Here is a 13,044-nt window from a genome sequence, read left to right as displayed (position 1 = left end):
GGAAGTCCTGCCGCCACCATCACACATCCTCGTCCGCCGCCGCGTAGATGCCGGCGGCGTTGCGGAAGTAGTTCTTGTAGTCGAGCCCGTAGCCCATGACGTAGCGGTCCGGAACCGTCAGGCCGATGATGTCCGGCCGATAGTCCGTGGCGTGCGCGCGCTCCTTGCGTGCCAGCACCACGCTCTGCACGCTGGCCGCGCCGTCCGCGACGCAGGCATCGACAATGGCGGCCATGGTGCAGCCTTCGTCGAAGATATCGTCCACCACCAGCACGTGCTCCCCCTGGATGGCCTCGCTCGGCCGGTGGCGCCAGTGCAGTTCACCGCCGCTGGTAGCACCGCGGTAGCGGCTGGCATGCACATAGTCCAGGCGTAGCTGTATGTCCAGCCGCGGCAGCAGCAGGCCGGCGGTGACAATGCCCCCGGTCACCACGCACAGCAGCAGCGGATCCTTGTCCGCGTAGCGCTGCTCGATCGCCTGGGCCATGTCATCGAAGGCGCGCTCTACCGCTGCCTGATCCGCGATCAGGTCCATGCGCTGGCGTACGCCGTGAAATTGTTCCGGGGTCATCTTGCTCATGGTTCGTTCCTTGCAGGGGCCTTGGCACGACATCAGGGTCGTTCAAGGCGAAACGGTCATTCGGTCTCCAGCGCGGACAGGGCCTCAAGCACCTGCTGCCGCCGCGCCGGATCGGGCTCAGGGCGGGACCGGCGCACCATCCGCGCCGTGCGCCGCGCCAGATCCGGGGCCGGCCCCAGACTGGCGTAGTCCGCTCCCAGGGTATCTACCGCCTGGATGACGCCGGCGCGGTTGTTGCAGATGACGGCCATGTCACAGCCGGCCTCCAGGGCCGCCAGGGTGCGCTCGCCAAAACCGCCACCGGCGGCGGCCGCCCCCATGTCCAGGTCGTCGCTGAAGAGCATGCCATCGAAGCCGAGCCCGTGGCGCAGGATCTCCTGCAGCCAGATCCGGGAAAAGCCCGCCGGCCTGTCGTCCACCGCCGTGTAGATCACATGCGACGGCATCAGTGCCGGCAGCCCGTTCGCAATCATCCGTGCAAACGGTACCATGTCCTGCTGTTGCAGTTCCGCCAGTGGCCGGTGGTCGTAGGGCAGTTCCACGTGGGAATCGGCAACCACTCCACCATGGCCGGGAAAATGCTTGCCGCAACTGGCCATGCCCGCGTCGGCGGCACCCGCCATCCAGGCCCCGGCCAGGTCCACCACCATGTCGGCATCGGTGCCGAAGGCGCGGTCGCGGATCACCCGGCTCACCCCCTGCTCGATGTCGAGCACCGGGGCGAAGCTGAAATCGACCCCCACCTGGCCCAGTTCGGTGGCCATCAGCCATCCGGCACTGGCTGCCAGGTGGCGCGCCGCTTCCGGCTCCCGGGCGTAGCGCTCGACGAAACGCGACGGCGCCGGCAGCCGCGTGAAGCCCTGATCGAAGCGTTGCACGCGCCCGCCCTCCTGGTCCACCGCGATCAGCAGCGCCGGGTCCCGCACTGCCGCAATGGCCCCGGTCAGGGCCCGCACCTGGTCCGGATCGGTGTGATTGCGCGCGAACAGGATCACGCCTCCCACGGCCGGATGGGACAGGAGTTCGCGGTCTTCGGCGGTCAGTTCGGTACCGGCGAGGTCCAGCATGATGGGTCCGAGGGGGAGATTGATCGACATGGGGGTCATACAGAGTGGGTCATAAGTCGTGTCAGAGGTCTCGGGCCCGCTCGTCGGGAGCGGACGCCGCTCACTGCGCCACCCGCAGCGATCGCACGTCCAGATGGTCGCGCAGCCGATCGCCCAGCAGGTTTACCGCCAGCACCACGGTCATCACCGCCAGCCCGGGCGCCAGCACCAGATGCGGGGCCACCAGCATGTAGCCGACGCCGTCGCGGATCATGCTGCCCCAGGAGGCCTCCGGGGGCTGCACCCCCAGGCCCAGAAACGAAAGTCCCGCCTCGGCAATCACCGCCGCGGCGATGCCGAAGGTGGCCTCTACCACCAGAGGGGCCAGGGCCAGGGGTAGCAGGTGCCGCAGCAGGATGCGCGGCGATGCCACACCGAGCGCCCGCGCGGCCGTGACGTGCTCGCGCTGTTTCAGCGACAGGATCTGGGCGCGTGCCAGTCGGGCGTAGCCGACCCAGCCGACTACGGACAGCGCCACGATCACATTGCCCAGACCCGGCCCCAGGATGCCCGCCAACGCAATGGCCAGCAGGATGCCCGGAAAGGCGAGAAAGACATCGATCACCCGCACTACCACCAGATCGAACCAGCCGCCAGCGAACCCCGCCGCGCCGCCCAGCAGGGCGCCGATGATGGCCGACACCAGCACCACGCCGACACCCACGACGAACGCCGTCCGCGCCCCGCTCAGCAGCCGATCCAGCACCGGGCGCCCGAGATCATCCGCCCCCAGGGGCAGCGCCGCGGACGGCGCCGCCAGGATCTGCGGCAGATCGACGCGATCCGGTGCCAACGGCAGCCAGGGACCCAGCAGGGCGACCAGGGCCCACAGGGCCACCACGGCCACCGGCAGGACAGGCTGCAGCCGACGCACCACAGCCTCAGCCGACCCCGATGCGCGGATCGGCCAGGGTGTAGGCCAGATCGGTGGCGGTATTCACGGCGACATACACCACGCTGATCAGCAGCACGCAGCCCTGCACCACGGGATAGTCCCGCGCCTGGATGGACTCCACCAGCAGGCTGCCCAACCCGGGCCAGCCGAACACCGTCTCGGTGATCACGGCACCGCCCAGCAACGCCCCCAGTTGCAGTCCCACCAGGGTCAGCACCGGTAACAGGGCGTTTCTGAGCGCATGGCGCCACAGCAGCGCCGACTCCGACAGCCCCTTGGCCCGCGCCGTGCGGATGTAGTCCTCCTGCAGGACCTCCAGCACGCTCGCCCGCACCATGCGCGCCAGGATCGCCGCCAGGGCCGTGCCCAGGGTCACCGCCGGCAACACCAGGCTGCCCGGCTGATCGCTGCCGCTGACCGGGAGCCAGCCCAGCCAGAGGGAGAACAGCAGGATCAGCAACGGGCCGAGCCAGAAGTTCGGCATCGACACACCCACCAGCGAAAACAGCATGGCACCGGCATCGACCCCGGTGCCGCGCTTGCGCGCCGCCAGCACCCCCAGTGGGATGGCCAGCAGCAGGGCCAGCAACAGGGCGGTCACCGCCAGCTGCACCGTTGCCGGCAACCGTTCGGCCAGCACCGCCGCCACCGGGCGCTGGTCCAGCAGCGAGTGCCCCAGATCCAGCCGCGCCAGCCCGGCGAGATAGTTCCGGTATTGCTGCGCCAGCGGCAGGTCCAGGCCCAGGGCCTGTCGCAGCGCCTCGCGATCCGCCGGGCGCGCACTCTCGCCCAGCATGGCCTCCACCGGATCTCCCGGCACCAGGTGGATCAGCAGGAACACCAGCGTGCAGACGCCGAACAGCACCAAGGCCGCCGAACCGAGCCGCGACAACAGACGCACGCTCACTGCGGATCCTTCAGCGGATGTCCACCGGGGTGCCCGCCGACACCTGATCGAACAGTTCGATCAGATCCGGATCGCGCATGCGGATGCAGCCTTTCGAGCCGGGTTCGCCCATGGGCGTGTCGGGGGGGCAGCCGTGGATGTAGATGTACCGACGCAGGGTATCCACCTGGCCGCCGCGGTTACGGCCCGCCTCCAGACCAGTGAGCCAGAGGATGCGCGTCAATATCCAGTCCCGCCCGGGATGCCGCTCGGCCAGCGCGGCGGAGTAGACCTCACCGGTCCAGCGCCGGGCGCGGAACACACTGCCGACGGCGCACCCCTGGCCGATCTTCAGGCGCACCCGGTGCGCCCCCCGCGGCGTGCAGCCGCTGCCCAGGCGCTCGCCGGGGCCGTTCCTGGCGGTCGATACCGGGTAGACTGACGGCGCCAGGCCGGGCCGACACAGCACCAGTTGCTGCAAACCCAGGTCGATCTCGATCCGGCAGGGCTGCGCCGGAGCGCTGCCGCAGCTGCTCACCCACGCCGTCCCGAACGCGCGTGCTGGCAGTCCGGACAGACCCCGTAGATCACCAGCGAGTGGTCTTCCAGGGTAAAGCCCTGTTCTGTGGCGATGGCCCGTTGCCGGTCCTCGATGACCTGATCGAAAAACTCAACCACCTTGCCGCACTTCATGCAGACCAGATGGTCGTGGTGGCCGCCGCGATCCAGCTCGAACACCGACTGCCCACCCTCGAAATGGTGCCGGCAGACCAGCCCTGCCCCCTCGAACTGAGTCAGTACCCGATACACGGTGGCCAGGCCGATCTCCTCGCCCGCCGACAGCAGTTGCTTGTAGACATCTTCGGCGCTCAGATGGCGTTGTGCGCTGGTCTCCAGCACGTTCAGGATCTTGACCCGCGGGACGGTCACCTTCAGTCCCGCCTGCTTGATTTGCTGACTATCCATCTCTGCTCGATGCCTCGTCGGTGAATCGGTGTCGGCGACTGCTGTAAGATAGGGCGTTTTACGCTGCCCGGCCAGACTAGAACAAACCGATGCGAACGCTCCTACTCTCCCTCGTCGTCCTCGCGCTTGTGGCGCCAACCGGCTGCGCCCGCAAGGAAAAGGACCCGTACCGCAGCCCGATGCTGGCCGAGCTACCCTTTGTTTACAAGATGACCGTGCAGCAAGGCAACATCCTGACGGAAGACATGGTCGATCAGGTGCAGCTGGGCATGTCCAGGAGCCAGGTGCGCTATCTGCTTGGCACGCCAATGCTTGCGGACATGTTCCATACCGACCGCTGGGACTACATCTACACCATCCGCCGTGGTCACGAACCCATGCAGAGCAAACGCCTGACGCTCTATTTCGACGGCGACACCCTGACGAAGATCGACGGCTGGATCGAGCCCGATCCCGCCCGCGCCCTGGCCGCCGAAGAGGAACGCGAAATCGTCATCACGGTGCCGGACTGGAAGGACAACCGCGGCCTGATCAACCGGGCCCTGAACACCATCGGCGTCGGTGCCGACGACTAGCCGTTGCCGTCGCAGCACGGGCCGCGGCGCGGGAATGACCCGTGCCTGCTCATCTGGAAACCAGTCCGGGAGCCAGTCTGCAGGCGCGGGCTCAGCCTTTTGCATCGGCGCGGGTGGTGCCGGCGGCGCGTTGTTTCCGTACCTGCTTCGGATCGGCGATGAGGGGCGGATAGATCTCGACGCGATCGCCGTCCTGCAGCACCTGGTCGAGTGTCACCACCTTGCCGAAGATACCCACCTTGTTCACCCTGAGGTCGATCTCCGGGAACCGCTGCTGGATCCCCGAACGGGCGATCGCCTCAGCCACCGTCAGCCCTGGCAGTGCCGATACCGGCAGCAACGCCTGCTGCCGCTGGCGGGCATAGGCCACCTCTACCGTCACCCGTGACGGCGCACTGGTCGTCGCATCAGTCGCCATAGATCTCGTCGGCGCGCTTGCAGAAGGCGTCCACCAGGGAGTTGGCAATCTGACCGAAGACGCCGCCGAAGGCCTTGTCGATCAGTCGGCCGGAAAACTCGAAGTCCAGTTCCAGCTCCACCTTGCAGGCATCCGCCCGCAGGGACCTGAAGTGCCAGGCCCCGGTCAGCTTGCGAAACGGGCCGTCCATCAGATCGATCTGCATCCGGTGCGGCGGGTCGATGAGGTTGCAGGTGGAGAAGACCTGGCGTATCCCGAGCCGGGCCACCTCGATGCGGCCGCACAGCTTCTCGTCCGTGCGCGACAGCAGTTCGGTGGACTGGCACCAGGGCAGGAATTTGGGATAGCCCTCGACGTCGGCTACCAGCTGGAACATCTGTTCCGCCGAATGCCGCACCAGGGCCGTTTTCTTTACTACTGGCACGTCAAATCAACCCGAATTTCTTGAATAATCCAATGGCGTGCAGAAAGATCAGCACCACCGCCACCGGGGCGACATAGCGGATCAGCAGTCGCCAGAGACGATACGCCCGCGACGTCTCCCCTAGCCCCAGCTCGTCCTGCGACGCCGCGCGGCGCATTACCCAGCCGGCGAACAGCGCGATCATCAGCCCGCCCAACGGCAGCAGCACGTTGGCGGTGACGTAATCGAACAGGTCCAGAAAGCCTTTGCCGAACAGGGTCACGCCGGACCAGACGTTGAGCGATAACAGACAGGCGATGCCCAGCAGCCAGATACCGATGCCGGACAGGATGGCTGCACGCACCCGGCTGAAGCCGAGGCTCTCCACCAGCAACGCCACCACCGGCTCCAGCAACGAGATGGCCGAAGTCCAGGCGGCGAATACCAGCAGCACGAAGAACAGCACGCCGAAGAAGGCCCCGCCGGGCATCTGCCCGAAGGCAATGGGCAGGGTCTGGAAGATCAGGCCCGGTCCGCTGCCGGGCTCCAGCCCCTGGGCAAACACGATCGGAAAGATCGCCAGCCCCGCCAGCAGGGCCACCAGGGTGTCCATGACGGCGATGATCAAGGCGTTCTGGCCGATGGACGCCTGGCTGTTCAGGTAGGAGCCGTAGATCATGATGGCGCCCATGCCCAGGCTGAGACTGAAGAAGGCCTGGCCCATGGCGCTCAGCACCGCCTCGCCCGCATGAGCGCCCAACTCGGCGAAATCCGGCTGGAACATGTACTTGAGACCGGCGCTGAAATCACCCGCCTGGGCGGCATAGATCACCATCGCCACCAGCAGCACGAACAACGCCGGCATCAGGATACGCACCGCCCGCTCCAGCCCGCTGGCGACACCGCGCGCCACCACCAGCACGCACATGGCCATGAAGATGCTGTGCCAGGCCAGCAGGCGCTCGGGGTCTGCCACCAGGGCATCGAACATCGCGCCGGCCGCCTCCCCATCCATGCCCGAGAACAGACCGCCGCCGGCACGGAACACATAGGCCATGGTCCAGCCGGCGATGACGCTGTAGAACGACAGGATCAGCACCCCCGAGACGATGCCCATCCAGCCCAGCACACGCCAGACGGGGGCTGCCCCCTCCTGTTTCGCCAGCGTGCGCATGGTGTTGATCGGGCTCTGCCGACCGCGACGACCGAGCATGATCTCCGCCATCATGATGGGCAGACCGATGGCGGCCACACAGGCCAGATAGATGAGCACGAAGGCGCCACCGCCATACTCACCCGCAGTGTACGGAAAACGCCAGATGTTGCCGAGCCCCACCGCGGAACCCGTCGCCGCGAGGATGAAGGCCAGGCGCGATGACCACATGCCATGGATGGAGGTCGTAGTTGACATCGATCGGTCTCTCTATCCCTCTGCCTGATTCGGGTTTCAGGCCTGGCCTTGGTCCGCCTGCTCCGGGGCGGCCTGGGCCCCCACCTCCGCGCGGACGGTGTCGGCCAGCGCTTCTGCCAGGCGCTGCACCTGGGATCCGTCCACACCCTCCACCATGACGCGCATCACCGGCTCGGTGCCGGATGGCCGCAACAGCACGCGGCCCTGGGTGCCCAGTTCCCCCTCGGCCTGCTGCACCGCATCGCGCACGGCGGGCAGGGTCATCGGATCCATCCGCTGCCGCAGGCGCACATTGATCAGGACCTGCGGATAGTGCGCCACCTCGCTGCAGGCGTCGGCCAGACTCTGGTGGGCCTCGGCCAGTGCCGCCAGCACCTGAAGTGCCGCCACGATACCATCGCCGGTGGAAGTACGGTCCCGACAGATGATGTGCCCCGAGGGTTCGCCGCCAAGGACGCCGTCGATCTGCTTCAGCCGCTCCATGATGTAACGGTCGCCCACCTTGGTGCGCTCGAAACCGATACCGAGCCCACGCAAGGCCAGTTCCAGCCCCAGGTTACTCATCAGGGTGCCGACCACCGGTCCGCGAAGATGGCCGGCGGCCTGGCGCGCGCGGGCGATGATGTAGAGCAACGCATCGCCGTCCACCACCCGGCCGGTGGCGTCCACCATCATCAGCCGATCACCGTCGCCGTCGAAGGCGATGCCCAGGTCCGCACCCTCCTCCAGCACCTTTGCCGCCAGGGAGTGGGGCTTGGTGGAACCGACGTCGCGGTTGATGTTGAGCCCGTCCGGCGACACGGCGATGCGCACCACCCTGGCTCCGAGTTCCTCGAAGACATGGGGTGCGACATGGTAGGTGGCGCCATTGGCGCAATCGACCACCAGCTTCAGTCCGGCCAACGACAGGCTCGCCGGGACGCTGTTCTTGCAGAATTCGATGTAGCGGCCGGAGGCGTCCTCGACCCGCTGCGCCTTGCCCAGCCGGGCCGCCTCCACTGTCTTGAGCGGCTGCTCGAGTTCCGCCTCGATGGCCAGTTCCACCGCATCTGGCAGCTTGTCACCGTCAGCGGAGAAGAACTTGATGCCGTTGTCGTCGTAGGGGTTATGCGAGGCGGTGATCACGATCCCCGCCACGGCGCGAAAGGTGCGCGTGAGATAGGCCACCGCCGGGGTCGGCATCGGCCCGAGCAGGCGGATGTCCATGCCGGCAGCCACCAAGCCCGCCTCAAGCGCCGACTCGAACATGTAGCCCGAGATGCGGGTGTCCTTGCCGATCAGGACCTTGCCGCCATGGCCGTTGCCGAGTACGCGTCCCGCCGCCCAGCCCAGCTTGACCACGAAATCCGGGCTGATGGTCGGATCACCGACCCGCCCGCGGATACCATCCGTGCCAAAATACCTGCGTTCCAACTGATCGCTCCCTTTCATACAGCGGACACGGCCGCCCACACGCGCAGCGCGTCGACCGTCGGACCGACATCGTGCACCCGCAGGATCTGCGCCCCGCGTTGCGCCGCCAGCAGGGCCGCCGCGACACTGGCAGCGACACGGTCGCCCACCTCGCGCCCGGTGATGGCGCCCAGCATCGACTTGCGCGACAGTCCGGCAAGGATCGGTACACCGAAGGCCGAAAACGACTCGAGTCCGGCCAGAAGCGCCAGATTATGCGACAGTGACTTGCCGAAACCAAAGCCCGGATCCACGATCAACCGGTCGCGAGGAATGCCGACCGCCTCGCAGGCCTGCAGACGCTGGGCGAGGAACGCGTGCACCTCGGCCAGCACATCATCGTAGCGGGGTTGCTGTTGCATGTCGCGCGGGCGCCCCTGCATGTGCATCAGGCACACCGGCAGGCCGGTCTGCGCCGCGGCGGCCAGGGCGCCGGGTTCGCGCAACGCGCACACGTCGTTGATGAGGCCGGCCCCGGCATCCGCGGCGGCGCGCATCACCGCCGGCTTCGAGGTATCCACCGAGACCGGCACATCGAAGCGCGCGACGATGGCCGAGACCATCGGGACCACCCGCCGACATTCCTCCTCCGCCGACACCGGTTCGGAGCCGGGCCGGGTGGACTCGCCGCCGATGTCGATCAGATCGGCGCCGTCCCGGAGCATCTGCTCCACCTGGCGAAGGGCCTTGTCGGGGGCAAAAAAACGACCCCCGTCCGAGAAGGAGTCGGGGGTCACGTTGAGGATCCCCATGACCCGGGGGACGGTCAGGTCCAGTGACCGCCCCCCGCAGTCTAGCCGCATGGGCAGCGCCTGCACCGGGCGGCGCTACCGTTACCTGGGCCCGGGACCTGGGCGAAGCCGTGGCATGGAATGGACATCACAAACACGATCAATGCTCGCCGGCAGGGCCGCCGATCGGGCCCGCAGTGCCGTCCGACGTCTTGCTGTCCCCGACGCTGGCCGGTTTGTCCGTGACCGGCGCTTCACCACCGCTGCCCGGGGGCGAGGAGGCATCGCTGCTCCACTGCTTGGGCGGCCTGGGGTCGCGTCCTTCCATGATGTCGCTGATCTGGTCGGCATCGATGGTCTCGTACTTGATCAGCGCATCGGCCATGGCATGCAGCTTGTCCATGTGCTCGACCAGGATTGTCTTCGCCCGCTCGTAGTTGCGGTCGATGACATTGCGGACTTCCTTGTCGATCAGGTGCGAGGTCTCGTCGGAGACCGATTTGTGCTGGGTCACCGAATGGCCCAGGAAGACCTCCTGCTCGTCCTCGCTGTAGGTCAGCGGCCCCAGCTTGTCCGACAGCCCCCAGCGGGTGACCATGTTGCGGGCGATCTCGGTGGCGCGCTGGATGTCGTTTGACGCACCGGTGGTGACCATGTCCACGCCGAAGATCAGCTCCTCGGCGATGCGCCCGCCGAACAGGCTGGAGATGGAACTCTCCAGCCGCTGCTTGCTGTAGCTGAAGCGATCGTCCTCGGGCAGGAACAGGGTCACGCCCAGCGCGCGGCCGCGGGGGATGATGCTGACCTTGTGCACCGGATCGTGCTGCGGCACCAGGCGGCCGACGATGGCGTGGCCGGACTCGTGGTAGGCAGTCAGGCGTTTCTCCTCGTCGGACATGACCATGGAGCGCCGCTCGGTACCCATCATGATCTTGTCCTTGGCCTTTTCCAGGTCCTCCATGTCCACCAGCCGCTTGTTGGCGCGGGCGGCGAACAGGGCGGCCTCGTTGACCAAGTTGGCCAGATCGGCGCCGGAGAAGCCGGGGGTGCCGCGGGCGATGACGGATGCGATCACGTCCTCCGCGGTGGGCACCTTGCGCATATGCACCTTCAGGATCTGCTCGCGCCCGCGCACGTCCGGCAGCGGCACCACCACCTGGCGGTCGAATCGGCCCGGACGCAGCAGCGCCGGGTCGAGCACGTCCGGACGGTTGGTGGCGGCAATGACGATGACGCCCTCGTTGCCCTCGAAGCCGTCCATCTCCACCAGCAACTGGTTCAGGGTCTGCTCACGTTCGTCGTGACCGCCGCCAAGGCCGGCACCACGATGACGGCCGACGGCGTCGATCTCGTCGATGAAGATGATGCAGGGCGCGTGCTTCTTGGCCTGCTCGAACATGTCGCGCACCCGCGACGCGCCAACGCCGACGAACATCTCGACGAAGTCGGATCCTGAAATGGTGAAGAACGGCACCTTGGCCTCGCCGGCAATGGCTCGGGCCAACAGCGTCTTGCCGGTGCCGGGCGGTCCGACCATCAGTACACCCTTGGGGATCTTGCCGCCGAGCTTCTGGAACTTGGACGGATCCTTCAGGAAGTCGACGACCTCGACCACCTCTTCCTTGGCCTCCTCGGCGCCGGCCATGTCGGCGAAGGTGACCTTCACCTGGTCCTCGCTGAGCATGCGCGCGCGGCTCTTGGCGAAGGACATGGCGCCGCGGCCACCTGCCCCGCCCTGCATCTGGCGCATGAAGAAGATCCACAGGCCGATCAGGATGAACAACGGGAACCAGTTGATCAGGATCTGCATCAGCACCGAGGGCTTCTCCGGCGGTGCGGCCTTGATCTCGACGTTGTTATTCAGCAGATCACCCACCAGCCCGTCGTCACCGGGGCTGTAGGTGGTGAAGCGCTGGCCGTTCTCGTTGACGCCCTCGATGGTGCGCCCCTGAACCGTGACCTCCTTGACCTGGCCCTGGCGTACCTGCTCGATGAAATCGGAGTACGACAGCGTGCGCGGCGCGGTCTGGGTCGCGGTGAAGTTGTTGAAGACGGACATCAGCACGATCGCGATGACCACCCAAAGAATCAGATTTTTCGCCATGTCGCTCACGGCATCGGCCTCTCTTGTTTATCGATGTCCCCGAACTTAACCGACCCGGAAACCTTTTGCCACCAGATATGTCTCCCGGCTCTGTGGCCGGGAGGCCTTCGGCTTGCGGCTGACCACCCGCTCGAAGCGGCTGCGTAGCGTTCTGACCAGATCGTCGAAGCCCTCGCCATGGAACGCTTTGACCGCGAGGCAGCCGCCGGGTTTCAGGGTCGACGCCGCGAAGTCCAGTGCCAGTTCCACCAGATAGATGGAGCGTGGCTGGTCCACGGCCTTCATGCCCGAAACATTTGGGGCCATGTCCGAAAGCACAAGGTCCACCGCCTGTCCGTCCAGCAGCTGGTGCAGCTGCGCCAGCGCCGCGTCCTCACGAAAATCCGCCTGGATGAACTCGACCCCGTCGATCGGGTCCATCGCCAGCAGGTCCATGGCGATGATCCGGCCCCTTTTCCCGACCAGAGTGGCCGCCACCTGCGACCAGCCCCCGGGGGCGGCACCCAGGTCGACCACCGTCATGCCCGGGCGCAGCAGCGCATCGCGCTGCTGCAATTCCAGCAACTTGTAAGCGGCGCGAGAGCGGTAGCCCTCGGCGCGCGCCCGGTGCACGTAGTCGTCATTGACGTGCCGATCCAGCCAGCGCCGGCTGCTCTTGCTCCTGCGTGATGCGCTCAAAGGTGACTCCTGCAGGATACGCTCAAAGCTGATCGACCCAGCCGAACTCGAACAGCTCCAGCAGGCCGCCAGTGACAGCGCCCGCGAGCATGCCGCCGAGCAGCGCGAACGGCAACAGCTCCGCCGACAGTGCGAGGGCGTGGGTCATGGGACCGGCGGGGCCCTCCGCCAGCAGACCGGCAAAGCCGGCCAGGCTGTTCGCCACCAACAGCGCAATCAGCGCGATCACCGCCCCCTCCACCAGGCTGCAGAACCGCCCGCGCAACTGCGGCCCCCGCTGCGCGAGGACGTGCATGCCGCTGACGTAGAGCACCCCGGTGATGGAAACCAGGAAGGCCACCAGCGCGGCCACGGGCAACACAAGGCCCAGCAGCCGGTCCAGCCCCACCAGCGCCATGGCCGCGGCCGAAGCGACCCCGCCACCCACCAGGAACTTGAGGCCGACATTGGCCGTGCAGCGGTGCGGGAAGTCCACCGCCGCCCCGGCCAGCAGCCCCAGCACCAGCGCAACCGCCGCCAGCAGCCAGGGGGATGCCTGATGCCCGAACACCCCCAGCACCAAGGCTCCGCTGGCGATACCTACCACGCTGGCGGTGAGGGCCAGTTGGCGCGAGCCATAGAAGGTTGCACCGATGCCTCCGGCCGCCCCTGCTGCCAGCACGAACGCCTGTGGCGCCCCCATGGGCGCCAGGAGCTCGCGCAGTACGATGAACAATGGGGCATAGATGGCGCCGAACAGGCTCCAGACGGCGGCACGAACTAGGACAGGAGAGACGCGAGGCGATACAACAGTGGTCATGGGTGCTCGGGGCATCGGCGCGACAACGGGATCGCCGTGT

The 13,044-nt window shown here is 67.0% G+C and carries 15 protein-coding genes; 1 reads left to right on the top strand and 14 read right to left on the bottom strand.

What is annotated here, in order from left to right:
* Window positions 1-19: 19 nt before the first annotated feature.
* From F2Q65_RS05435 to fur, 6 genes are all read right to left on the bottom strand, one after another.
* A complete protein-coding gene (locus F2Q65_RS05435) occupies window positions 20-580 on the bottom strand; it encodes a hypoxanthine-guanine phosphoribosyltransferase (protein WP_150091202.1) in 561 nt (186 codons plus the stop codon).
* Between the two features lie 56 nt (window positions 581-636).
* Complete coding sequence (gene nagZ / locus F2Q65_RS05430) at window positions 637-1,677, bottom strand: beta-N-acetylhexosaminidase (protein ID WP_150091200.1); 1,041 nt, start codon at window positions 1,675-1,677, stop codon at window positions 637-639.
* Between the two features lie 70 nt (window positions 1,678-1,747).
* On the bottom strand, window positions 1,748-2,560 hold the full coding sequence (locus F2Q65_RS05425; protein WP_246155991.1) for an ABC transporter permease: 813 nt from the start codon (window positions 2,558-2,560) through the stop codon (window positions 1,748-1,750).
* A gap of 7 nt (window positions 2,561-2,567) precedes the next feature.
* A complete protein-coding gene (gene nikB / locus F2Q65_RS05420; RefSeq protein WP_150091198.1) occupies window positions 2,568-3,488 on the bottom strand; it encodes a nickel ABC transporter permease in 921 nt (306 codons plus the stop codon).
* Window positions 3,489-3,498: 10 nt separating this feature from the next.
* Window positions 3,499-4,005: a L,D-transpeptidase family protein gene (locus tag F2Q65_RS05415; protein WP_211353959.1), complete on the bottom strand. Its 507-nt coding sequence runs from the start codon at window positions 4,003-4,005 to the stop codon at window positions 3,499-3,501.
* A complete protein-coding gene (gene fur / locus F2Q65_RS05410) occupies window positions 4,002-4,433 on the bottom strand; it encodes a ferric iron uptake transcriptional regulator (RefSeq protein WP_150091196.1) in 432 nt (143 codons plus the stop codon). The genes F2Q65_RS05415 and fur overlap by 4 nt, the downstream gene beginning before the upstream one ends.
* Window positions 4,434-4,522: 89 nt before the next feature.
* Between fur and F2Q65_RS05405 the strand changes: the two genes are divergently transcribed.
* Window positions 4,523-5,008, top strand: coding sequence for an outer membrane protein assembly factor BamE (locus F2Q65_RS05405; protein ID WP_246155989.1), 486 nt, complete (start codon window positions 4,523-4,525; stop codon window positions 5,006-5,008).
* A 91-nt stretch (window positions 5,009-5,099) separates the two neighbouring features.
* Here F2Q65_RS05405 and F2Q65_RS05400 read toward each other — a convergent pair whose 3' ends face one another.
* The 8 genes from F2Q65_RS05400 to F2Q65_RS05365 form a co-directional block, all read right to left on the bottom strand.
* Window positions 5,100-5,426, bottom strand: coding sequence for an RnfH family protein (locus F2Q65_RS05400; protein WP_150091194.1), 327 nt, complete (start codon window positions 5,424-5,426; stop codon window positions 5,100-5,102).
* Window positions 5,416-5,850 (bottom strand): type II toxin-antitoxin system RatA family toxin, encoded by a 435-nt coding sequence (locus F2Q65_RS05395; RefSeq protein ID WP_150091192.1) that lies wholly within the window; start codon window positions 5,848-5,850, stop codon window positions 5,416-5,418. Before F2Q65_RS05395 ends, F2Q65_RS05400 begins: the two co-directional genes overlap by 11 nt.
* Before the next feature lies 1 nt (window position 5,851).
* Window positions 5,852-7,240, bottom strand: a complete 1,389-nt coding sequence (locus tag F2Q65_RS05390) for a sodium-dependent transporter (RefSeq protein WP_150091190.1) — start codon at window positions 7,238-7,240, stop codon at window positions 5,852-5,854.
* Between the two features lie 36 nt (window positions 7,241-7,276).
* Window positions 7,277-8,653, bottom strand: a complete 1,377-nt coding sequence (glmM, locus tag F2Q65_RS05385) for a phosphoglucosamine mutase (protein WP_246155987.1) — start codon at window positions 8,651-8,653, stop codon at window positions 7,277-7,279.
* 14 nt (window positions 8,654-8,667) lie between these two features.
* Window positions 8,668-9,495, bottom strand: coding sequence for a dihydropteroate synthase (gene folP, locus F2Q65_RS05380; protein WP_150091186.1), 828 nt, complete (start codon window positions 9,493-9,495; stop codon window positions 8,668-8,670).
* Window positions 9,496-9,583: 88 nt separating this feature from the next.
* The gene (gene ftsH, locus F2Q65_RS05375) at window positions 9,584-11,527 is read right to left on the bottom strand and encodes an ATP-dependent zinc metalloprotease FtsH (RefSeq protein WP_211353958.1); all 1,944 of its coding nucleotides are present in this window, start codon (window positions 11,525-11,527) and stop codon (window positions 9,584-9,586) included.
* Window positions 11,528-11,572: 45 nt separating this feature from the next.
* Window positions 11,573-12,205: a 23S rRNA (uridine(2552)-2'-O)-methyltransferase RlmE gene (rlmE, locus tag F2Q65_RS05370; protein ID WP_246155985.1), complete on the bottom strand. Its 633-nt coding sequence runs from the start codon at window positions 12,203-12,205 to the stop codon at window positions 11,573-11,575.
* A 22-nt stretch (window positions 12,206-12,227) separates the two neighbouring features.
* The gene (locus tag F2Q65_RS05365) at window positions 12,228-13,004 is read right to left on the bottom strand and encodes a hypothetical protein (RefSeq protein WP_150091180.1); all 777 of its coding nucleotides are present in this window, start codon (window positions 13,002-13,004) and stop codon (window positions 12,228-12,230) included.
* Between the last annotated feature and the right edge of the window lie 40 nt (window positions 13,005-13,044).

The organism is Thiohalocapsa marina (assembly GCF_008632335.1).
In the GTDB taxonomy this organism is placed as follows: Bacteria; Pseudomonadota; Gammaproteobacteria; order Chromatiales; family Chromatiaceae; genus Thiohalocapsa; species Thiohalocapsa marina.
Note: the sequence above shows the minus strand (reverse complement) of the source record. Positions and strands in the feature narration are given on the sequence as shown.

Bases quoted from the DNA above. Each gene is read 5' to 3' on its own strand.
- F2Q65_RS05365 (WP_150091180.1), bottom strand. From the start codon at position 13,004: ATGACCACTGTTGTATCGCCTCGCGTCTCTCCTGTCCTAGTTCGTGCC.
- F2Q65_RS05435 (WP_150091202.1), bottom strand. From the start codon at position 580: ATGAGCAAGATGACCCCGGAACAATTTCACGGCGTACGCCAGCGCATG.
- ftsH (WP_211353958.1), bottom strand. From the start codon at position 11,527: ATGGCGAAAAATCTGATTCTTTGGGTGGTCATCGCGATCGTGCTGATG.
- folP (WP_150091186.1), bottom strand. From the start codon at position 9,495: ATGCGGCTAGACTGCGGGGGGCGGTCACTGGACCTGACCGTCCCCCGG.
- fur (WP_150091196.1), bottom strand. From the start codon at position 4,433: ATGGATAGTCAGCAAATCAAGCAGGCGGGACTGAAGGTGACCGTCCCG.
- F2Q65_RS05390 (WP_150091190.1), bottom strand. From the start codon at position 7,240: ATGTCAACTACGACCTCCATCCATGGCATGTGGTCATCGCGCCTGGCC.
- F2Q65_RS05405 (WP_246155989.1), top strand. From the start codon at position 4,523: ATGCGAACGCTCCTACTCTCCCTCGTCGTCCTCGCGCTTGTGGCGCCA.
- F2Q65_RS05400 (WP_150091194.1), bottom strand. From the start codon at position 5,426: ATGGCGACTGATGCGACGACCAGTGCGCCGTCACGGGTGACGGTAGAG.
- nagZ (WP_150091200.1), bottom strand. From the start codon at position 1,677: ATGTCGATCAATCTCCCCCTCGGACCCATCATGCTGGACCTCGCCGGT.